Raw genomic sequence first — 20,218 nt, forward strand, 5'->3', positions numbered from 1 at the left:
AAATGTAATCTATATCTTTATATGGAGTGATTGATTAAATACATAAAAAGACACAAGAGGAACAAAAAGCTTTGTTGCTTGTTTAAGTTTACGATGAATAGGAAATTATATGAGTATTCTGCAATCTTTCCATAATAGCTTTGTACCGGTTCATAAAGAAGGTTATCCTTTTATTGTAGCGTTTTTTGTTATTTCGCTCATTCTTGGTTGGATATGGAGTCCGTTGTTTTGGTTTGGTCTCGTTCTCACGGTGTGGTGTGTATACTTTTTCCGTGATCCAGATCGTGTGATCCCTTTGAATTCAAATTGGGTTATGTCGCCTGCAGATGGGCGTATTTCATTTGTGGAATCATGTGTTCCACCTGAAGAATTAGGATTAGGGAAAGATGAAATGATCCGTATTTCCATTTTTATGGATGTTTTTTCATGCCATATTAATCGTATTCCTATCAGTGGTACAGTAGAGTCTATCGTTTATCATCCAGGTCGATTTACCAATGCTGACTTTGATAAAGCTAGTCAGTTTAATGAGCGTAATGGGGTGGTAATTGATAGCAAACATGGTAAAATTGGTGTCGTACAAATAGCGGGAATGGTTGCACGCCGGATTGTTTGCTGGTCAAAAGAAAACGATGCCGTTATGACTGGTGAGCGATTTGGATTGATTCGTTTTGGTTCTCGCCTTGATGTTTATATACCAACTGAAATGAAATTGCGTGTTGCAGTTGGACAGACAGCAATTGCTGGAGAAACAGTTTTGGGTTCTTTTGATGATAAGAGTGCCACAACGGGCTTCAGATACGATTAGGACTCACAATGAAAAATTTTTCGCCATTTTCTTCATTCAACCCTGAGGGGCAGCATGATGATGTTGCAAATCGGCGGCGTTCACCTACATCAATGCGGTATGTTATTCCTAATATTATTACTATTTTAGCAATTTGTGCAGGGATGAGCAGCATTCGTTTGGCTTTTGAACATCGCTATGAAGCTGCTATTTTAATGGTGCTTTTGGCTGCAGTTTTAGATGGTGCTGATGGTCGCATTGCCCGTTTAATAGATGGTAGTTCATCTTTTGGGGCACAGATGGATTCTCTTGCTGATGTTATAAATTTTGGTGTTACCCCTGCACTCATTGTTTATTCATTTATCTTGAATCAAGCGAATCATATTGGGTGGGTTGCTGCCCTTGTTTATTGTGTTGCTTGTTGTTTGCGATTAGCACGTTTTAATGTGATGTTAGATAACCCCAATATACCTAAGTGGCAGAGAAGTTATTTTGTTGGTGTTCCAGCACCAGCAGGAGCATTATTACTTTTATTGCCTACCTATTTAGGCACTCTTGGTTTGGTCCCCAATTGGGGGTGGGCATTATTTTTTAGTCTTTATACTGTAATTATTGCTTTTCTTTTGATTAGTCGTTTACCGGTATGGAATGCAAAAACAATTGATCAAAATTTAAGGCGCGATATCGTTATACCGTGCATGTTGGTCATTGTTATTTATGTCGGTTTTCTTGCGACTTACACATGGGAAACTTTATTGATTACAGCTGTTAGCTATATGATTTTTCTCCCTTGTAGTTTTATCGCTTATAATAAACGTGCTACTTTAGAAGAGAAAAAGGCTGATGCTAAAGCTATCCAAGAATTATAGAGTGCTTCATTCTTCTGTCGAAAAGCACAGGGAAAAGAGAGAGTCAAACGATTTACTTCTCATATGATGATCAATCAGGTACATGATAATCTACAAACCGATTTTTATGGACATTAAAAAGTTTTCCAGTTTCCTTTAAATCAGGTGATAACAAATGGACTATCTTTTTTGCAACCTCTTGTGGTGAAGGAAGAGTTTGTGGATCTTCACCGGGCATAGCTTCAGCGCGCATGGCAGTGCGTGTGGCACCAGGGTTGACACAATTAATCTTAATAGGGGTTTGTTTGAGTTCTTCTGCCCAACAGCGGGCAATCACCTCTAAAGCCGCTTTAGAGGCTGCATAAGCTCCCCAGAAAGGGCGCGCAGCATGCGCAACGCTTGAGGATAACAGGATGGCTCGTCCAGCATCAGATTCACGTAATAAAGGCTCAACGGCTTTCATTAAGCGCCATTGGCTGAAAAGATTTATTTGAAAAACATCTTCAAATACCGTGTTTTCTATATGCGCTATTGGTGAGAGTGTTCCAAGAATTCCTGCGTTTGCAACGATAATATCAAGTTTTTTCCAGCGTTTGGCAATTGAGATAGCAAGGGTATCGATGTTTTCCATATGATGCAAGTCAAGGGGAACAAGGGTTGCATGAGCTCCTTTTTCTCGGATTTGATTATCTAATTCAGTAAGTCCACTGACTGTTCGTGCAAGAGCAATAATATGAGCACCGCGTGCAGCAAGCTCGAGTGCCAAATAATAGCCAATCCCTCTTGATGCGCCAGTAACAAGTGCAACACGCCCATGGAGACTAAAGTCACGTTTTGTCATCATTAATCTCTTGTTTTAAGAACAGATGATTGATGAATTTTGGAGAGATTTTCTTGATCAACCAGATGCGTAGGATAATATCCAGTAAAATAATGGTCAGTAAATTGTGGATCGGCGTTATTCCGTTTTTCCCCTGCTACAGCAAGATATAATCCATCCGTTGAAAGAAATTCTAATGAATCCGCTCCAATAAAATCACACATAGATTTTAAATCTGGATATTGATTTGCTAAAAGGTTTTCAGCTTTAGGTGTATCAATACCATAAAAGTCAGGATAAAAAATCATAGGGCTAGAAATGCGCATATGAACTTCTTTTGCTCCTGCATCGCGAAGCATTCGTACAATTTTAAGGGATGTTGTTCCACGCACAATGGAGTCATCAACCAGAATAACACGTTTTCCTTCAATCACAGGACGGTTTGCCGAATGTTTTAACTTGACGCCAAAAGCGCGAATTTGTTGTGTTGGTTCGATAAAAGTGCGGCCAACATAGTGATTACGAATAATACCAAGCTCGAAGGGAATTCCAATTTCTTGTGCATAGCCAATTGCGGCAGGCGTTCCTCCATCAGGAACAGGAACCACAACATCACCCTCACAAGGGGCTTCCTGTGCTAAACGGATTCCCATATTTTTGCGTGTTGTATAAACACTACGTCCTCCAACGATTGAGTCTGGGCGGGCAAAATAAACATATTCAAACAAGCAAAGTTTTTCTGGTTTTGTATTTTCTGGTTTTATAATTTTTTTTGTAATTTCCCCATTTTTTTGTATTTCACATATGATGATTTCTCCATTTTTAACATCACGGACATATTTTGCTCCAATAATATCAAGAGCACAAGTTTCAGAACAAAAGATAGGCTTACCATCAAGTTCCCCCATCACGAGAGGTCTAATTCCTGTTGGATCGCGTGCCGCAATAAGTTTTGTACGTGTGAGCGCTAACATAGCATACCCACCTTCTACTTGCCGAATCGCATCAACAAAACGATCAGAGGACGACTCATAACGTGAGCGGGCAATAAGATGGAGAAAAACTTCTGAATCCGACGTTGATTGACAGATAGCACCAGAAGCGATGAGTTCACGGCGTAATGTGAGACCATTGGTAAGATTACCATTATGCGCAATAGCAATACCTCCAACTTTCAATTCAGCAAAAAGGGGTTGAACATTGCGTAATGCCACTTCTCCAGTTGTTGAATAACGGGTATGTCCAATAGCACGATTTCCTGGTAAGCGCGCAAGTGTTGCAGGGTTTGTATAGTGATCTCCAACAAGACCTAAATGCTTTTCTTGATGAAATATTTTATTATGGTAAGAAACAATCCCAGCTGCTTCTTGCCCACGATGCTGAAGTGCGTGGAGTCCAAGAGCTGTTAATGTTGCGGCATCTTCATGCCCAAGAATACCAAAAACTCCACATTCTTCATGAAGGGTATCATCATCTAATGAAAATTCTTGACAGAAAACATCGCTTTTTATCATCATATTCTTTCAGTTGTGATATGGAGGAATCATTAATATCACATTTTACATCATTTAGTTCTCTTTCCTCATGAAAAACTATTCTCTATTTTTTGAAAATTATCTTTTCATGAGAGTGTTACTCATACGTATGTTTATTGCTGTCTTTAAACAAATTTTCCGTCTTTTCGAGAACAGATCCAATATCTTTGGGGAGTATTTCCCAAACTTTTTGTCCCAATGAATCTAAAATAGGCCTTGTTTTTGCATTTTTTAACCAATTCGCTTGAAGCTCGGGTTTAATCAGTGCATTAAGCAGCAACATACCGATGACCATGATAAGTAAACCACGAAGTGCTCCAAAAATAAAACCAATAGCACGGTCAAGGATACCAATTCGACTATCAATAATAAAATCAGAGATCTTCATTGTAATAATTGAAGTAATAATGAGAACAATAATAAAAATTGTGACCAATGTTGTGATCAATGCAATCATTTTATTAGAGAGATATTGTTCAAAGAAAGGTAAGACAGGTTTAAATAAAAACAGTGTCGTAACAGCTGCAACTGTCCAAGAAATCAACGATAACACTTCACGTGAAAATCCTCGAAGCATAGCAAGAAAAGCGGACAACAGGATGATTACTACGACAATTCCATCAAGGATTGTTATGATCATTTGTTTGTTCCTTATACATAAAGTTGTGTTCTTTTAAGTCTGTGTGCAAATATATTTTTTGTTATGCCATTTTTTGTTCTTATAGCAAGGATCTTTTGTATTTTATAGAGATTTTTCTATATTATCATATCTGTGGTGCAGATCATTTTTTACTTACGGTAAGAGTAGCAACGAGTTCGGGAAGGTCGGAGAAAGTTTTTTGTTGAAAGTTGAGCGACTTCATCATTTCGGTTGTTGTTGTGGGGTGAAAGGCTCCTTGAAAGCCGAGTTTTTTTGCTTCATTGATGCGCTGTGCTGAATGTGCAACAGCGCGGGTAGCTCCTGAAAGACTGACTTCACCAAAATATACATAATCCGTTGGCAATGCGATATTGGCAAGAGAAGATACCAAAGCAGCGGCTACAGCTAAATCAGCAGCGGGTTCTGATATGCGATATCCACCTGCTACGTTCAGATAGACATCATGCTGTCCAAAACGAATACCACAATGGGCTTCTAAAACGGCAAGAATCATAGAAAGGCGATTTCCATCCCATCCGACAACCGCACGTCTTGGTGTCCCAAGGGAAGAAGGAGCAACAAGCGCTTGAATTTCTACGAGTATCGGGCGTGTCCCTTCCATTCCTGCAAAAACAGCAGCGCCTGGTGCTTTTTCATTACGTTCCCCTAAAAATAATTCGGATGGATTTATCACTTCGCGTAATCCTTTATCAGACATTTCAAAGACACCAATTTCATCTGTTGGTCCGAAGCGATTTTTTACAGTTCTAAGAATGCGATAATGATGTCCTCCTTCACCCTCAAAATAGAGAACGCCATCAACCATATGTTCAACGACTCGAGGACCAGCAATTTGTCCATCTTTTGTAACATGCCCAACAAGAACAACGGCGGTTCCTGTTTTCTTGGCAAAGCGGATCATTGCCTGAGCACCGATACGTACTTGTGTGACAGTGCCAGGTGCTGAATCTGCTGTATCTGACCATAGGGTTTGAATCGAATCGATAATCACCATATCAAGGTTTTTATGTTCGCTTAAGGTTGCCAGAATATCTTCAACATTGGTTTCAGCAGCAAGTTTCACTTCTGTATTGTTAGCTTCAAGCCTTTGTGCGCGCAGACAAATTTGCGCAATAGCCTCTTCACCTGAAACATAGATGACATTATATCCTTTACGTGATAAAGCAGCGGCTGTTTGTGTCAGCAATGTTGATTTACCAATACCCGGATCACCTCCAACAAGGAGTGCCGATCCACGGACAAAGCCCCCACCGGTAACACGATCAAGTTCAGCAATACCAGAATGAATACGTGGAGCATCTTCAATATTTCCAGAAAGAGATGTGAGTGTGACAATGCGTCCTTTACGAGCATTCTGCTTAGGACCACTTCCTATGCCGCTATTTATAGTTTCTTCGATAAGGGAATTCCATTCCCCACAAGCGCTACATTTTCCTGCCCAACGGGAATGGATGGTTCCGCAATTTTGACAGATAAATTGAATACGATTACGCGCCATGTCGATTTAACCAATTTGCTCTGGAAGGTAATTGCTATCGGCCAGATCACTAAAGCGTGTGAAATCAGATTGAAAGGCAAGGGGCACGATTCCTGTCGGCCCATGGCGCTGTTTTGCAATAATAACGTCAGCTTTTCCAAAAGCTTTATCCATTATTTCTTGCCATTTCGTATGTTCCAAGCTACCTAGTTTTGGTTCTTCATTTTTGAGATAATATTCTTCGCGATAGACAAACAGAACGATATCGGCATCTTGCTCAATTGAACCAGATTCACGTAAATCTGAGAGCTGTGGACGTTTATCTGTTCTATTTTCTACTTGACGTGAAAGTTGAGAGAGAGCGATAATAGGAATATTCAATTCTTTCGCTAATGCTTTTAATCCTGTGGTAATTTCTGTGATCTCTTGAACACGATTTTCTGATGAACGCTTTGAACTGCTTGTCATGAGTTGGATATAGTCAATAAACAAGATATCTAAACCATGTTGCCGCTTGAGACGCCGCGCACGAGCAGCTAATTGCGTAATTGATATTCCCCCAGTTTGATCAATATAAAGTGGTGCCTTTTGTAGTTGGTTCACCGCACGAATAATTTTTGAAAATTGTTCATCTGAAATATTGCCACGCCGAATATCAGAAGAAGAGACTTCTGTTTGTTCAGAAATAATACGGGTTGCAAGCTGTTCGGATGACATCTCAAGTGAGAAGAATCCCACAATGCCGCCTTCATTTTCTTGGATATTGGCATTACGATTATAAGCATTAGCAATATTAAAGGCAATATTGGTAGCCAGTGAGGTTTTACCCATACCAGGGCGGCCCGCAAGGATAATTAAGTCAGATGCTTGTAATCCTCCCATTTTTTCATCAAGTGTTTTAATATGGGTGGCTATCCCTGATAATTGTGAAGAGCGCTTTTTCGCAGCACTTGCCATATCGATAGCTTTTTTAATAGCCTCATTAAAATTTTCAAATCCACCTCCATATTTCCCTTTTTCTGCTAGCTCAAATAACTGATTTTCAACAGTTTCAATTTGTTGGGTAGGCGTGAGTTCTACAGGAGCATCAAAGGCTGTATTGACAACTTGAGTTCCAAGGTTAATCAAAGACCGTCGGATAAACAGATCGTAAATGACGCGTCCATAATCTTCAGCGTTAATAATAGTGACTGCCTCTGTGGCTAAGCGAACAACATATTGGTATACAGTAATATCTCCAATTTTTTCTTCCATTTGGATATAGGGCTTGATTGTAACTGGATCTACACGTTTTCCTGTTTTAATAAGGTGAGATAAAACATGATAAATTTTTTGATGCAATGGTTCAAAAAAATGTTCTGGTTTTAGAAAATCTGAAACGCGGTCAAGAGAATCATTGTTGATAAAGATAGCACCAAGCAATGCCTGTTCAGCTTCAATATTATGCGGAAGTTGCCGAAAAGAAGGAGAATCCTCTTTCTTTGAAGAGCTGACATTAACAACGTTAGTTTCTTCCATAATATTTTTCCACTAAAATTCTAAGTCTAGCTACTTTAGGCGATAAATTGAAAATCGTATAATTAAAAGAATAGAGCTACAAACCTTCATTTTAAGTTAAAATTATATAATTTTTTAAAACTCTCTTTTCGTTCCTCATTTATCATTTGTGTATTATTTATATAACGTCTATCTATTTATTTTATAATATGTGATTTTAAAGTGGAAGTTTTGCTACTCTAAATTTAAGTATTTTTAAGTTACTTAACCTTAAAATTCCAATATCTGTGTAAGTAGAATTATTTTTTATAACTGAAATTATTTCAGATCATGTGAGGATATAATCAAATTAACGCTCATACAAACTTTAGTCTTAAGGGTAGAACTTTAAATTATTTTTGCTTTATATGCTGGAAAACAAAAGACATTTCCTCTTAGTGATACTACCATTCTCGGCATGTAATGCCTTTAAATAGTATATTTCTAATTCTTTCATAAAAATTAGGTTCTTTATGTACGATAGCCATAAAATACTCACTTTTAAAGTGTGAGTATTTTATGATCGATATTTAAAATGGAATAAAAAATATAAAATAGAAAGAAAAAATAGAAATTAAGCTTCTTGATGAGAACTGTTTATATCGTTGTCATTAATTTCTTCTGCCAATAATTCTTCCTGACTTTCTTCTAATAATTCTTCTTGAATATTATATATTTCTTTAGCCGAAGTGAGAGTTTCACCTTCTGCTTGGCGTTGTGCTTCACTAGTAGAACGCGCAACATTAATAATCACAGAAATTTGAACCTCTGGATGTAAACTAAGAGTGATAGTGTGAAGACCGATCATTTTTATTGGATGATTAAGTTCGATTTGATTTCTCCCAATAGAAAAGCCTTCATCTGTTATCATTTCAGCAATATCACGTGTTGACACAGAACCATAAAGTTGTCCTGTTTCACCAGCAGAACGAACAACAATGAATGATTGTCTATCAAGTTTTTCAGCAATTTTTTGCGCTTCGCTTTTGCGTTCAAGATTACGTGCTTCAAGTTGTGCACGTTGTATCTCAAAATGTTTTTTATTAGCTTCATTTGCGCGTAAAGCTTTACCTTGAGGCAAGAGAAAATTACGCGCATAACCATCTTTAACTGAGACAATATCACCCATCTGACCAAGACGAGGAATGCGCTCAAGTAAAATAATATCCATAGTTTTTCCTTTCGAACAAATAAATTTAGTGGAGTTTTTTGCGTGATTGAAAATTGTATTGAATAGCAGCCCAAATTCCCATCAAAAGCATCATGAAAACAATAGGTGGAGTAAAAACGACTGTAAAAATAGCAATATAAACAAGAGAAAGTATAATAATCCGACCGTTTACCCCTTTTGTAATATTGTGAAGATATGCTAGACCGCTAATTAATATGATGACAATGTATGCAGTACTAAAGACACGGGTACTCAAGTTAAGAGAAGCGCTCAGCTCAACCATCGATGCTATGCAAACAATAATAAAAATAATAATTCCAGAAATTGGAAGGCGGAGAGTTTGGCTCCAATCATCACGGGGTCTTTTCAGCCATTTCATATGTTGTGCTGCTATCATGGAAAAGTAAAGGTTACCAATGAGAAAAACCAAACTATAAATAGTCAAAGAAAAAGCAGTAAAAGTTGCTGTATGCGTCATTAAAAGCTCATTAAAAGCGCGTATATCGGCTTCTTTTATTGACTGTGTTTGTTGCAGAGTTTGTGCTATGTTTTCGGTGATTTTTTTTGCAACGATGGGTGTGGAAGGACGTGTTTGAACATAGAGCCCAATGAAAGTTGCTATAAGAGCGATAAAATTAGTTAAATGAAAAATAACCGATGACAATGGATACCATATCAGTTCGTTTTCTTTTTGCGCTGGTCGTGCAAGCCCAAGAAGCCAAGAAGCATAGACAGCAGGAAGGAAAAATAAGAACATAAAGCCAAGAGCAATATAGGTATTAGTGGTTATGATAAGAACAACAGTGGCACTTATGAGGGCGATGAGACTGGCTAATGTTCCTTGACCGAACGCAACAATAAAAATTGGCAATGAAAGAAAGCAGCCAAGAAGAAGAGAAAAAAAGGGCGCGATATTTGCAACACTGATGATTGCCAGTCCTATCACGACAGCAAATAATCCTGCCAAAAGACCGGTTAATATCTCATAAGTACGATTTTTTTTCATTTATTGCTGTCCTGCTTTCTGCAGTTAGAGGCGTGTCAATACCCCAACTTTGACATTTAATAGCTTAACATAGGATACAACAAGCTATTTTTTAACCATATAAGAAATGCAACTGGAGAAACTCTCCAGTTGCATAGTGTATTGATTGCTTACTTTATAACGTACGGAAGTAAGCCTAAAAAGCGAGCACGTTTGATAGCATTAGCTAATTCACGCTGTTTTTTCTGACTAACAGCAGTAATCCGTGAAGGAACAATTTTCCCACGTTCGGAAATATAACGTTGTAACAACTTGATGTCTTTATAATCAATTTTGGGAGCATTGGTCGCTGAAAAAGGACATGTTTTACGACGACGATGAAAGGGGCGACGTGCAGAGTTTTGATTAGTATCAGTCATCATTCTACCCCTTCTATAGTATTTTCACGTTGACGACGTGGAAAACGAGGACGCTCTTCATCATGTCCAATGTGACTATTGCGATCAAGGTGTGAGAGCATAGCAGATTTTTCTTTTTCGTGTTTTTCTACGCGAATGGTCATATAACGCAAAATATCCTCATTGATGCGCATCTGACGCTCCACTTCAGCAATTGCTGAAGCTGGTGCATCAATATTGACTAAGACATAATAAGCTTTACGGTTTTTACGAATACGGTAAGCAAGAGGACGAAGTCCCCAATTTTCTATACGCCCAACTTTTCCACCATGCGCTTCAATGACACCTTTGTAGAGACTCAAAAGTTCATCAACTTGCTGTGGTGCAATGTCTTGTCGGGCAAGGAACATATGTTCATAAAGAGCCATTGTTTTGCCTTTCTTCAATTAAATTTCACCGGTTTTAGCGCAAAGCCTCTGCGACTTGTCTTTTTTGGAAATCCAAAGAAGAAAGGACGCGTTTACAATTCGAGACATCTCAGAGCGGAGATACGGGAGGCCGGAAACATTGTATTTCCTACTGATATTTTACAGCCCTCCGTTCAACCTCCAGCTAAAGTGCCGGCAACGAATATTTCATATCTACAGGTTATCTTTTAAAATAGCAAGTTTATGCACATAAAAAAATTGATTTGTTAAATCTTGATATATTTCCTTCTTCTACAAAAAGATAATACTGTAATATAAAGGCAAAGGAGGGAAAAATGGACTTTTTAAACCAGATTGATGTTACACTCTTTGAAATGTTTGTCGGCAATCATCAAGCTTGGTCGATTGTAGTTTTGTTTAGTATTTTTTGTGCAAAGTTTTTAATTTATATTATTCCTCTCCATCTTTGTGCGTTGTGGTTTTGTGGTGGGGAGAGGGAGCGGTGTGTTGTGCTAAGCATTTGCATGAGTATTTGTGCATCTCTTTTCATAGGTTATCTCATTTCTCTTTTTTATTTTCATCCTCGCCCATTCGTGGTAGGGCTGACGACACCGCTTATTCAACATCGTGCAACAGCTTCTTTTCCTAGTAATCATGCCTTGACCATTGCATCTTATGCAGCTAACTTTTATTTTTACCGATACAAAGTTACTTTTAAATTTGTCGTAGTGTTTTTATGCTTAATCTGTTGGGCGCGCATCTTTGTGGGTGTACATTATCCCTTTGATATTTTAGCAGGTGCACTTTTAGGAAGTCTCATAAGTTTGGGTGTTATTCAGTTTATAGCACCCTATTTCCCTAAGTTTTTATATCAAATTCCGCCTTTAAAATATAATTTTAAGTGTGGTATTCGTTTTAAATAAAGGGCTTTATCTTGATTTGTGCGGATGAATAAGGTCAAAAGAAAATAATTTAATTGTACAGTTTTAGGAGTTGATAAATGGGTGCAGCTTTTATTTTTCCAGGGCAGGGGAGTCAACTTGTTGGTATGGGGAAAGCGCTTGCAGAGCAATTTATTGTCGCACAGATGGTTTTCGAGGAAGTTGATGATGCTTTGGGTGAGAAATTATCAAAGATCATTTTTGAAGGACCTGCAGATGTTTTAACGTTAACAGCAAATGCACAACCGGCATTAATGGCTGTATCTATGGCTGTCATTCGTGTGATGAAACAATTAGGGCTTCGTATAGAAGAAAAGGTAAGGTTTGTTGCTGGTCATTCTTTAGGCGAATATTCGGCTCTTTGTGCTGCTGGTACATTTACTCTCACAGATACGGCAAGACTTTTGCGTATTCGTGGCAATGCTATGCAGGCTGCTGTCGCGGTTGGTGAAGGTTCTATGGCTGCATTAATTGGTTTAGAAGAGCACATTGTGGAAGAAATTTGTGAAACTGTTTCTGGAGAAGGACTATGTCAGATTGCTAATGATAATGGTGGTGGGCAAATTGTTATTTCCGGTAAAGCAAAAGCAGTTGAGGCAGCGGTAGAGATTGCATCAAAAAAAGGTGCAAAACGTGCACTTCTTCTTCCTGTTTCTGCACCTTTTCATTCATCTTTAATGCAACCTGCTGCTGATGCCATGAAGAAAGCACTTTTGACTGTTAACAAAATGTCCCCTATTGTTCCTTTGATTGCCAATGTTTCTGTTGCACCTGAGAGCAATCCAGAGCGTATTACTACTCTTCTTGTCCAACAAGTGACTGGGAGGGTGCGATGGCGAGAAACAATAGAATGGATCGCTGCTAATGGAGTTGATACGCTTTTTGAAGTTGGTTCTGGAAAAGTATTAACAGGTTTAACGCGTCGTATTAACAAAGATATAAAGGGGGTAACCATTGGAACAGTTGATGAAATAGAATCAGCGCTAGGTATGCTCGGCGTTTAATCTATAAGGAGTTAAAAAATGTTTAGATTAACAGGACGTAAAGCTCTTGTAACGGGGGCTTCGGGAGGAATTGGTGAGGCAATTGCACGCTGCTTTCATGCACAAGGAGCCATTGTTGGACTTCATGGAACACGCGAAGAAAAGCTTAGAGAAGTGGCGGCAGAATTAGGGCAGAATGTTTTTGTATTCCCCGCTAATCTTTCTGAACGCCAATCGATTAAACAATTGGCTGAAGTTGCAGAAAGAGAAATGGATGGCGTCGATATTTTGGTTAACAATGCGGGAATCACTAGGGATGGTCTTTTTGTGCGTATGCAAGATAAAGACTGGGATGATGTTTTAGAAGTTAACCTAACAGCTGCTTCTCTTTTGACGCGTGAATTAATACATTCTATGATGCGCCGCCGTTATGGAAGGATTATTAACATTACATCTGTTGTTGGTGTTGTGGGAAACCCTGGACAAACGAATTATTGTGCTGCAAAAGCAGGCTTGATAGGTTTTTCTAAAGCATTGGCACAAGAAATTGCTTCGCGAAACATCACTGTCAATTGTATTGCTCCTGGATTTATTAAATCCGCAATGACAGACAAGCTTAATGAAAAGCAAAAAGAAGCCATTATGGCTGCGATTCCGATGAAGCGTATGGGAAGTGGGCAAGAAATAGCCGCTGCTGCTGTTTATTTAGCAGGCGATGAAGCAGCCTATACGACAGGTCAAACACTCCATATCAATGGTGGAATGGCAATGATTTGAGTATTTATTTTATTCCACATTGATTTATGAGTTGTATTATTTTAGATAGTAACGATTGAAATGGATAGATGCATCTATTTCTTTAATATGGTCGTTGATCAATTGATGTCGGAATGTCAGATTGGTTCATTTTGTAGGGGATATCCACAGGATGTTTTAAATCATTACTAAAATCTTTTAAAGTAATGCATCTATTGCTTGATTAGATGAACCGATATAGTTAACCAAATTATAGGAAAATATAAATTCGAGGATTTCAACATGAGTGATACAGTAGAGCGCGTTAAGAAAATTATCGTGGAACATCTTGGGGTTAATGCTGATAAAGTTGTAGAAAATGCAAGCTTTATCGATGATCTAGGGGCTGATAGCCTTGATACGGTTGAACTCGTTATGGCTTTTGAAGAAGAGTTTGGGGTAGAAATTCCAGATGAAGCTGCTGAAACGATTTTCACAGTTGGCGATGCAGTCAAGTTCATTGATAAAGCTTCTGCGTGATTACTAAAGGGCAAAGGCATAAATTGCTTTTGCCTATATTCTTCGGAGCTCTTTTGAAAAGAGAGCTTTGAGAGGTGAAGTTTAGTTCAAGGTTAGAAGTTATGAGACGTGTTGTTGTTACTGGTTTAGGATTGGTATCTCCATTAGCTGGTAATATTGAATATAGTTGGAAGCGACTTCTTGAAGGAAGAAGTGGTGTCCGACGTATCACAGAGTTTGATGTGTCAGATTTGCCATGCCAGATTGCTGCGCGTATCCCCTTAGGGGATGGAACAGAGGGGACTTATAATGCTGATTTGTATATGGAACCTAAAGAGCAACGTAAAGTTGATGCATTTATTGTTTATGCAATGGCTGCTGCTAACCAAGCGCTTGCAGATGCCGAATGGTTTCCTAAGAGTGATGAAGATCAGATTTGTACAGGCGTGTTAATTGGTTCGGGAATTGGGGGAGTTGAGGGTATTGTTGAAGCTGGTTATACGCTTCGTGATAAGGGCCCACGTCGTGTTTCTCCTTTTTTTATTCCAGGTCGTTTGATTAATCTTGCTTCTGGTTATGTGTCTATTCAATATGGTTTACGGGGGCCTAATCATTCTGTTGTAACGGCTTGTTCAACAGGGGCGCATGCAATTGGTGATGCGGCACGTTTGATTATGTTTGGTGATGCAGATGTCATGGTGGCAGGGGGGACTGAATCTCCGATAAATCGGATATCTCTTGCAGGTTTTGCAGCTTGTAGAGCTCTTTCTACTTGTCGCAATGATGATCCTGAACGGGCGTCACGTCCTTATGATATTGATCGTGATGGTTTTGTGATGGGGGAAGGAGCAGCTGTTGTTGTTTTAGAAGAGCTGGAACATGCCAAAAAACGAGGAGCGCGTATTTATGCTGAGGTTATTGGCTATGGTTTATCTGGTGACGCTTACCACATTACAGCGCCTTCAGAAAGTGGTGAAGGGGCTCAGCGTAGTATGATAGCTGCTCTTAAGCGTGCACAAGTGAATGTGAGTGAACTTGATTATATTAATGCTCATGGTACATCTACGATGGCTGATTCCATAGAGCTAGCAGCTGTTGAGCGTGTTTTAGGGAGTTATGCACCACACGTTTCTATGTCATCAACGAAATCATCTATCGGGCATTTACTTGGTGCTGCCGGTGCTGCTGAGGCTATTTTTTCTATTTTAGCTATACGGGATAATATAGCCCCAGCGACACTTAATCTTGACAATCCATCGATTGAAACAAAAATCGATCTTGTACCACACAAACCGCGTGAACGAAAGATTGATACGATTCTTTCTAATTCTTTTGGATTTGGTGGGACAAATGCATCGTTGGTGATGCGACGTTTTAGGGGATAATAAGTATTTTTATTTAATTTTTGCTTTTGAGTTTTCTACTTTATTATAAGGTGAATGAGAAATTATAATATTATCCTTAATCGCTATTGAGGGGTTATGTCCGATGTGAAAAATGGAAATCATTAAAGGACGTAAGTGATTCCTCTTCGAATCATTTAGCAGATAGTTATGACATGTTAATACATAAAAAACGAAAGAAATCATCTATCGTCCGTAATCCGTTGGTCATTCTCGGTCATTTTTTTCTTATGCTGATTGTGATTATTCTTTTTGCCATAAGTATTCCTCTTTATATTGGAAAAAGTATTTTTGAAGAAAAGGGAAAAATTGAGGAAGAACAAATTGTTCTTATCCATCCTGGTACCGGAATTCGTGAAATTGCTTCATTGCTAGAAAAACGTGGTTTCATTCGATCATCAGATATTTTTGTTTATGGGGTTGGTTATCACCAAAAAACAACGCATCTGAAGGCTGGTGAATATTTAATTCCAGCTCATGCTTCGATGCAGGATATTATGGATATTCTTGTGAAAGGAAAATCTATAGAGTATACATTTACAGTACCTGAAGGTTTAACGGTTCAGCAAGTTTTCGATCGATTAGCTGCGAATGAAATTTTGATTGGAGACCTTCCAAAAATTTTGCCTCCAGAAGGTTATTTAATGACGGATACTGTTCGTTTTATTCGGGGAACAACGCGTAAAGAGATTGTAAACAGGTTGCGTGAAGGACAGACAAAATTAATTCATGCTATATGGGCTACGCGTTCACCTGATTTACCCATTAAATCAATTGATGAATTTGTTATATTAGCCTCAATTGTTGAGAAAGAAACGGGAATTGCAGCAGAAAGACCAATGGTTGCTGCGGTATTTTATAACCGCCTTACAAAGCATATGCGTCTTCAATCGGATCCAACAGTAATTTATGGTCTCTTCGGAGGAAAAGGAAAACCATCCGGTCGTGCAATTTATCGTTCAGATCTTGAGAAGGAAACACCATATAATACTTATAAAATTAATGGTTTGCCCCCAACGGCTATTGCAAATCCAGGTCGAGATTCTTTAAAAGCGGTGGCACATCCACCAATCAGTGATGCACTTTATTTTGTTGCTGATGGTTCAGGAGGGCATGTTTTTTCTCGAACTTTAGAGGAACATAATATGAATGTTCGCAAGTGGCGAGAATTAAAGGCAAAACATTGAATTTATAGTGATAACACATCTTTTTGCATCGTAAATGAGAATCCCAAATATAGTAAAATTTTTCTATTTAAATTTTTTATGAGAATGATAAAAAATCATTTTCTTGTCTGTCACAAGTGGGTTGGCGTATGGATAAAAATATTTAAGAAAAAAGTGAATATACTGCTAATACCTTATCTCACAAAAGAGCAAAATAACATTGAGAATTGCTAAGAAAACACATTGATTAGGGGAGAGGTTGAGATAATGTATAATTCAAATTTTGGAGAAACATTTATGAACAAAGTAGAGTGATGTAATGACAGTCTTTGAAAGTAAATTGAGTGCTATAAAAATAAATCAACGCCGCGGTTTTTTATTTATTCTCTCTTCGCCTTCAGGTGCTGGTAAATCAACAATTTCTCGATTACTTCTAAAAGAGGGACAATTAGAGCTTTCCGTAAGTATGACTACAAGGAAAAGGCGTCCTAGTGAAGTAGATGGGCTGCATTATTACTTTATTTCAAAGGAAGAGTTTGAATATAAGCGTGATAGGGATGAATTTATTGAGTGGGCAGAAGTTCACGGAAATTATTATGGCACTTTACGTGAAACTGTTGAAAACGCATTGAATGCTGGCCAAGATATGTTATTTGATATCGATTATCAAGGTACCGAGCAGCTGCAAAAAAAGATGCTAGGAGACACTGTATCTGTTTTTATTCTTCCACCATCAATGAAAGAGCTTGTTTCGCGTTTACATCGTCGAGCAGAAGATAGTCAAGATATCATCAATTTGCGATTGGAAAATGCACGAACGGAGTTAAAGCATTGGCTTTCTTATGATTATGTTGTGATTAACGAAGATTTAGATCAGTCTTTATCTTTTATTAAATCAATTTATTTAGCTGAAACCGTAAAACGTGAGCGTTGTTCTTATCTTGGCTCTTTTGTTGATGGGCTTATTGCTGAAAAAATCGATAAATGTTGTGATTAAAAAAGGTTTTATAACACAAAGTGCATTTTTTAGAGCACTAGATGCGCTAAAGTTACAAATTCAGAAATCGAGAGCGTTTCAGCACGGCGCGTTCCATCAATTCCAGCTTTTTCTAATAGCTCTTCACCTCCAAGTATTTTGAGATTTTGACGAAGCATTTTTCGTCTTTGTCCAAAGGCGGTTTTTGTGACGAGGCTTAGTTTTTGTGCAGAGCAGGCAAGAGGTTGTGTTCGCGGAATAATATGAACAACAGAAGACGTTACTTTAGGTATTGGTATGAAGGCTTGAGGGGGGACATCAAAAGCAATTTTAGCAGTGGTACGCCAGCCAGTTAGGACACTAAGACGTCCATAATGAGTAGATTGAGGTTTAGCTGTAATCCGTTTGGCAACTTCACGTTGAAACATCAATGTCATTGATTCATAAAAAGGAGGCCATGGTTCAGTTAAAAGCCAATTTAATAAGAGTTGTGTCCCAATATTATAGGGAAGATTTGCAATAATGCGCGGTTTTACAGGGCTTGTTTCAAAGAGTTTTGAGAAGTCTTGCTTCAGTGCATCATTACAAATAACTTTTAATTTTTTAGGATAGTGTTTTTCTATTTCTAAGAGAGCCGGTATGCAGCGCTCATCGCGTTCTATTGCTGTTACAATGGCACCCTTTGCTAGCAAGGCACGTGTGAGACCTCCAGGACCAGGACCAATTTCAAGAACAGGTTTTCCTTCTATATTGCCTGCTTGATGAGCAATTTTAGATGTTAAATTAAGATCAAAAAGAAAATTCTGCCCCAAAGATTTATGCGCTTGTAATCCATATATATCAATGACCTCACGCAGAGGAGGGAGATTATCTATTGGCATGGGTTTAAACTATTTTTTGCAAGTTGATTTGCAAGTTTAAGAGCAGCAATAAAGCTTTCGGGAGAGGCTATCCCTTTATCAGCAATGTCAAAAGCAGTTCCGTGATCTGGAGACGTGCGAATAAAAGGTAGACCTAACGTGACATTAACAGTGCTATCAAAGTCTAATGTCTTAACAGGGATAAGGGCTTGATCATGATACATACAAATGGCAACGTCATATGCTTTTCTTGCGCATTCATGGAACATTGTGTCGGCAGGCAGCGGGCCTGCAATATTGAGTCCTTTCTTTTTAAGATATTCAATAGCAGGAGTGATAATTTCAATATCTTCTTTTCCCATTGCACCTCCTTCTCCAGCATGAGGATTAAGACCAGCAACAGCTAGTCGGGGTGACGTTATTTTAAACCTTGTTTTTAAGTCATATTCAGTAATAAGTACCGTTTGAATAATTAAATCACGGGTAAGCTGTGAAGGAACATTTTTAAATGGAATATGAACAGTTATTGGTACTGTTTTTAATCGAGGTCCTGCTAACATCATAACTGGATGATAACATTTATGAAAAGCTTTATGGGCTAAATCGGCTAAAAATTCTGTATGACCTGGAAATCGAAAACCGGCATCATAAAGACTCTTTTTTGCAATAGGACAAGTGATAAGTGCACATGCATGGCCATTTTGAATCAATTGAACACAGCGTTTAATTGCTTCAATAATTCCAGCTGTATTTTTCGATGAAGGTATACCTAATTGATCACTTTGTTTGTTTTTTAACGGTATGATAGGAAGAGCTTTTTGAAAATTTTTTGCAGGATTATTGATTAAAACAGATTGCACCTCAACATCAATCTGTAAAAAACGAGCGCGCGAACGAATAACATCTGGATCAGCAAGAAGTACAAAAGGTGGAATTTGGCGCGTAACACGCAAATTCCACGCTTTTAGTACTATTTCAGGACCAATTCCGGCAGGATCACCACCGCTAACAATAAGAGCAGCCATTATGAATTTTGAATGCGTGCCACTCGGCGCAGTTCTCCTAAATATTTGTCGCTTAATTCTTCAAGTTTTTGCGGGCTTCTTTTTTTACTATCTTGAAGAGAAAATATCAGTCGAGCGACATAATCATCAGAAACTCTTTTTATTTTGCAGACAGCAATTGCTTCGATTCCATCAGATGTTTCTTGTAATTTTGTCATTTTTCCAGCAGGCGTTTCAAGAATAGCTTGTTCCCATGCATTAGGAAGTTGTGGCTCCAGAAACTTTCCTAAGTGGCGGATAGTAACGTCTAAAATACCTCTTGCTTGATTGTGAGCATTGGCACATCCACGGAAATGTGTGCGAAAATTACTTGCTTCTCTTTGACGTCTTTCAAAGATCTCTGAACGACGATGTGCAGGAATGACAAAAACAATTCGCTGTAATGTATATTCGTTGGTTGAAGGTTTTACACCACCATTTTTTAATATTCTGCGTACAGCTTCTTGTTCGCTAATCATACCTGTTTCAGCTTGATAGCGTGCGCTAACAAGACGCCCCCATCCTATTTGTCCACGGATGTAATCTTTAAAGTGTTGCACTGTGATCTCAGTTTGGATCAGAATCTGGTTGAGCTGATCAATCGTCATATTATTTTGTGTCGCAAAATTCTCAAAAGCTCTATCAACTTCATCATTGCTTACTTCAATATTACGACGTTTTATTTCAATATTTTTTAGCTTTTCATCAATAAGCTCTTTTTTAGCCTGTGCCACCAAATTGCCTTGCTTTTGTTGTAGCCTGAGAAAAGCAAGGCGTCTTTGTATATCATAATTTGTGATGGGGTTGCCATTAACTGTAACAACAATAGAGGTCTGCGCAAAGACTGTCGGAATCAAAAATCCATTTATTAGCAGGCTACTTACGCTCAAAGATGCAATATAAAATAAAGCAAGAAAACGCTTTTTCAATTTATTCATGTAAATAG

General features: G+C 38.3%; 20 protein-coding genes and 1 pseudogene. 9 read left to right on the forward strand and 12 right to left on the reverse strand.

The window, feature by feature from the left end; all coding sequences use genetic code 11:
• The first annotated feature begins 109 nt into the window (after positions 1 to 109).
• Positions 110 to 808, forward strand: coding sequence for a phosphatidylserine decarboxylase (locus tag ACFIQE_RS02515; protein WP_375611224.1), 699 nt, complete (start codon positions 110 to 112; stop codon positions 806 to 808).
• Positions 809 to 816: 8 nt separating this feature from the next.
• Positions 817 to 1,656 (forward strand): CDP-diacylglycerol--serine O-phosphatidyltransferase, encoded by an 840-nt coding sequence (pssA, locus tag ACFIQE_RS02520; RefSeq protein WP_375611225.1) that lies wholly within the window; start codon positions 817 to 819, stop codon positions 1,654 to 1,656.
• Between the two features lie 70 nt (positions 1,657 to 1,726).
• Here pssA and ACFIQE_RS02525 read toward each other — a convergent pair whose 3' ends face one another.
• The 9 genes from ACFIQE_RS02525 to rpsF form a co-directional block, all read right to left on the reverse strand.
• Positions 1,727 to 2,476, reverse strand: a complete 750-nt coding sequence (locus ACFIQE_RS02525) for an SDR family NAD(P)-dependent oxidoreductase (RefSeq protein ID WP_375620812.1) — start codon at positions 2,474 to 2,476, stop codon at positions 1,727 to 1,729.
• A 2-nt stretch (positions 2,477 to 2,478) separates the two neighbouring features.
• Complete coding sequence (purF, locus tag ACFIQE_RS02530; RefSeq protein WP_375610159.1) at positions 2,479 to 3,972, reverse strand: amidophosphoribosyltransferase; 1,494 nt, start codon at positions 3,970 to 3,972, stop codon at positions 2,479 to 2,481.
• 115 nt (positions 3,973 to 4,087) lie between these two features.
• The gene (locus ACFIQE_RS02535; protein ID WP_375620729.1) at positions 4,088 to 4,630 is read right to left on the reverse strand and encodes a CvpA family protein; all 543 of its coding nucleotides are present in this window, start codon (positions 4,628 to 4,630) and stop codon (positions 4,088 to 4,090) included.
• 142 nt (positions 4,631 to 4,772) lie between these two features.
• The gene (gene radA, locus ACFIQE_RS02540) at positions 4,773 to 6,149 is read right to left on the reverse strand and encodes a DNA repair protein RadA (protein WP_375611228.1); all 1,377 of its coding nucleotides are present in this window, start codon (positions 6,147 to 6,149) and stop codon (positions 4,773 to 4,775) included.
• A 6-nt stretch (positions 6,150 to 6,155) separates the two neighbouring features.
• Positions 6,156 to 7,646 (reverse strand): replicative DNA helicase, encoded by a 1,491-nt coding sequence (locus ACFIQE_RS02545; RefSeq protein ID WP_273791081.1) that lies wholly within the window; start codon positions 7,644 to 7,646, stop codon positions 6,156 to 6,158.
• A 592-nt stretch (positions 7,647 to 8,238) separates the two neighbouring features.
• Complete coding sequence (gene rplI / locus ACFIQE_RS02550; RefSeq protein ID WP_375620730.1) at positions 8,239 to 8,835, reverse strand: 50S ribosomal protein L9; 597 nt, start codon at positions 8,833 to 8,835, stop codon at positions 8,239 to 8,241.
• A gap of 25 nt (positions 8,836 to 8,860) precedes the next feature.
• A complete protein-coding gene (locus tag ACFIQE_RS02555) occupies positions 8,861 to 9,841 on the reverse strand; it encodes a hypothetical protein (RefSeq protein ID WP_375702811.1) in 981 nt (326 codons plus the stop codon).
• A 149-nt stretch (positions 9,842 to 9,990) separates the two neighbouring features.
• Positions 9,991 to 10,239, reverse strand: coding sequence for a 30S ribosomal protein S18 (gene rpsR, locus ACFIQE_RS02560; RefSeq protein ID WP_375620813.1), 249 nt, complete (start codon positions 10,237 to 10,239; stop codon positions 9,991 to 9,993).
• Positions 10,239 to 10,646 (reverse strand): 30S ribosomal protein S6, encoded by a 408-nt coding sequence (gene rpsF, locus ACFIQE_RS02565; RefSeq protein ID WP_375612935.1) that lies wholly within the window; start codon positions 10,644 to 10,646, stop codon positions 10,239 to 10,241. The genes rpsR and rpsF overlap by 1 nt, the downstream gene beginning before the upstream one ends.
• 335 nt (positions 10,647 to 10,981) lie before the next feature.
• Here rpsF and ACFIQE_RS02570 point away from each other — a divergent pair, with 335 nt between their 5' ends.
• The 7 genes and pseudogenes from ACFIQE_RS02570 to gmk all read left to right on the forward strand — a co-directional run bounded on the left by ACFIQE_RS02570 (position 10,982) and on the right by gmk (position 17,390).
• On the forward strand, positions 10,982 to 11,569 hold the full coding sequence (locus ACFIQE_RS02570; protein WP_375702812.1) for an undecaprenyl-diphosphatase: 588 nt from the start codon (positions 10,982 to 10,984) through the stop codon (positions 11,567 to 11,569).
• 77 nt (positions 11,570 to 11,646) lie between these two features.
• Positions 11,647 to 12,591 (forward strand): ACP S-malonyltransferase, encoded by a 945-nt coding sequence (fabD, locus tag ACFIQE_RS02575; protein ID WP_375707241.1) that lies wholly within the window; start codon positions 11,647 to 11,649, stop codon positions 12,589 to 12,591.
• An 18-nt stretch (positions 12,592 to 12,609) separates the two neighbouring features.
• Positions 12,610 to 13,347, forward strand: coding sequence for a 3-oxoacyl-[acyl-carrier-protein] reductase (fabG, locus tag ACFIQE_RS02580; protein ID WP_375673755.1), 738 nt, complete (start codon positions 12,610 to 12,612; stop codon positions 13,345 to 13,347).
• A 261-nt stretch (positions 13,348 to 13,608) separates the two neighbouring features.
• The gene (locus ACFIQE_RS02585; protein ID WP_004860281.1) at positions 13,609 to 13,845 is read left to right on the forward strand and encodes an acyl carrier protein; all 237 of its coding nucleotides are present in this window, start codon (positions 13,609 to 13,611) and stop codon (positions 13,843 to 13,845) included.
• Positions 13,846 to 13,946: 101 nt separating this feature from the next.
• On the forward strand, positions 13,947 to 15,209 hold the full coding sequence (fabF, locus tag ACFIQE_RS02590) for a beta-ketoacyl-ACP synthase II (RefSeq protein ID WP_375620735.1): 1,263 nt from the start codon (positions 13,947 to 13,949) through the stop codon (positions 15,207 to 15,209).
• A 96-nt stretch (positions 15,210 to 15,305) separates the two neighbouring features.
• Positions 15,306 to 16,414, forward strand: a pseudogene (gene mltG / locus ACFIQE_RS02595) (endolytic transglycosylase MltG).
• 298 nt (positions 16,415 to 16,712) lie between these two features.
• Positions 16,713 to 17,390 (forward strand): guanylate kinase, encoded by a 678-nt coding sequence (gene gmk / locus ACFIQE_RS02600; protein WP_375620736.1) that lies wholly within the window; start codon positions 16,713 to 16,715, stop codon positions 17,388 to 17,390.
• A 29-nt stretch (positions 17,391 to 17,419) separates the two neighbouring features.
• Here the strand turns inward: gmk and rsmA are convergent, their stop codons facing one another.
• From rsmA to ACFIQE_RS02615, 3 genes are read right to left on the reverse strand one after another with little or no spacing between them, the layout of a single operon-like run.
• Positions 17,420 to 18,250 carry a 16S rRNA (adenine(1518)-N(6)/adenine(1519)-N(6))-dimethyltransferase RsmA gene (rsmA, locus tag ACFIQE_RS02605; protein ID WP_375631726.1) on the reverse strand — a complete coding sequence of 277 codons (831 nt, stop codon included), beginning with the start codon at positions 18,248 to 18,250 and terminating at the stop codon, positions 17,420 to 17,422.
• Positions 18,241 to 19,254, reverse strand: a complete 1,014-nt coding sequence (pdxA, locus tag ACFIQE_RS02610; protein WP_375620738.1) for a 4-hydroxythreonine-4-phosphate dehydrogenase PdxA — start codon at positions 19,252 to 19,254, stop codon at positions 18,241 to 18,243. The genes rsmA and pdxA overlap by 10 nt, the downstream gene beginning before the upstream one ends.
• Positions 19,254 to 20,210 carry a SurA N-terminal domain-containing protein gene (locus tag ACFIQE_RS02615; protein WP_375707242.1) on the reverse strand — a complete coding sequence of 319 codons (957 nt, stop codon included), beginning with the start codon at positions 20,208 to 20,210 and terminating at the stop codon, positions 19,254 to 19,256. The genes pdxA and ACFIQE_RS02615 overlap by 1 nt, the downstream gene beginning before the upstream one ends.
• Positions 20,211 to 20,218: the final 8 nt, after the last annotated feature.

Source organism: Bartonella sp. AA1HLJMS, assembly GCF_042197445.1.
GTDB lineage: Bacteria > Pseudomonadota > Alphaproteobacteria > Rhizobiales > Rhizobiaceae > Bartonella.

Coding starts and splice junctions, on each gene's coding strand:
- purF (WP_375610159.1), bottom strand. CDS start 3,972: ATGATGATAAAAAGCGATGTTTTCTGTCAAGAATTTTCATTAGATGAT.
- fabD (WP_375707241.1), top strand. CDS start 11,647: ATGGGTGCAGCTTTTATTTTTCCAGGGCAGGGGAGTCAACTTGTTGGT.
- ACFIQE_RS02525 (WP_375620812.1), bottom strand. CDS start 2,476: ATGACAAAACGTGACTTTAGTCTCCATGGGCGTGTTGCACTTGTTACT.
- rpsR (WP_375620813.1), bottom strand. CDS start 10,239: ATGACTGATACTAATCAAAACTCTGCACGTCGCCCCTTTCATCGTCGT.
- ACFIQE_RS02515 (WP_375611224.1), top strand. CDS start 110: ATGAGTATTCTGCAATCTTTCCATAATAGCTTTGTACCGGTTCATAAA.
- gmk (WP_375620736.1), top strand. CDS start 16,713: ATGACAGTCTTTGAAAGTAAATTGAGTGCTATAAAAATAAATCAACGC.
- pdxA (WP_375620738.1), bottom strand. CDS start 19,254: ATGGCTGCTCTTATTGTTAGCGGTGGTGATCCTGCCGGAATTGGTCCT.
- ACFIQE_RS02570 (WP_375702812.1), top strand. CDS start 10,982: ATGGACTTTTTAAACCAGATTGATGTTACACTCTTTGAAATGTTTGTC.
- rsmA (WP_375631726.1), bottom strand. CDS start 18,250: ATGCCAATAGATAATCTCCCTCCTCTGCGTGAGGTCATTGATATATAT.
- rplI (WP_375620730.1), bottom strand. CDS start 8,835: ATGGATATTATTTTACTTGAGCGCATTCCTCGTCTTGGTCAGATGGGT.
- pssA (WP_375611225.1), top strand. CDS start 817: ATGAAAAATTTTTCGCCATTTTCTTCATTCAACCCTGAGGGGCAGCAT.
- fabF (WP_375620735.1), top strand. CDS start 13,947: ATGAGACGTGTTGTTGTTACTGGTTTAGGATTGGTATCTCCATTAGCT.
- rpsF (WP_375612935.1), bottom strand. CDS start 10,646: ATGGCTCTTTATGAACATATGTTCCTTGCCCGACAAGACATTGCACCA.
- ACFIQE_RS02555 (WP_375702811.1), bottom strand. CDS start 9,841: ATGAAAAAAAATCGTACTTATGAGATATTAACCGGTCTTTTGGCAGGA.
- radA (WP_375611228.1), bottom strand. CDS start 6,149: ATGGCGCGTAATCGTATTCAATTTATCTGTCAAAATTGCGGAACCATC.
- ACFIQE_RS02615 (WP_375707242.1), bottom strand. CDS start 20,210: ATGAATAAATTGAAAAAGCGTTTTCTTGCTTTATTTTATATTGCATCT.
- ACFIQE_RS02545 (WP_273791081.1), bottom strand. CDS start 7,646: ATGGAAGAAACTAACGTTGTTAATGTCAGCTCTTCAAAGAAAGAGGAT.
- fabG (WP_375673755.1), top strand. CDS start 12,610: ATGTTTAGATTAACAGGACGTAAAGCTCTTGTAACGGGGGCTTCGGGA.
- ACFIQE_RS02585 (WP_004860281.1), top strand. CDS start 13,609: ATGAGTGATACAGTAGAGCGCGTTAAGAAAATTATCGTGGAACATCTT.
- ACFIQE_RS02535 (WP_375620729.1), bottom strand. CDS start 4,630: ATGATCATAACAATCCTTGATGGAATTGTCGTAGTAATCATCCTGTTG.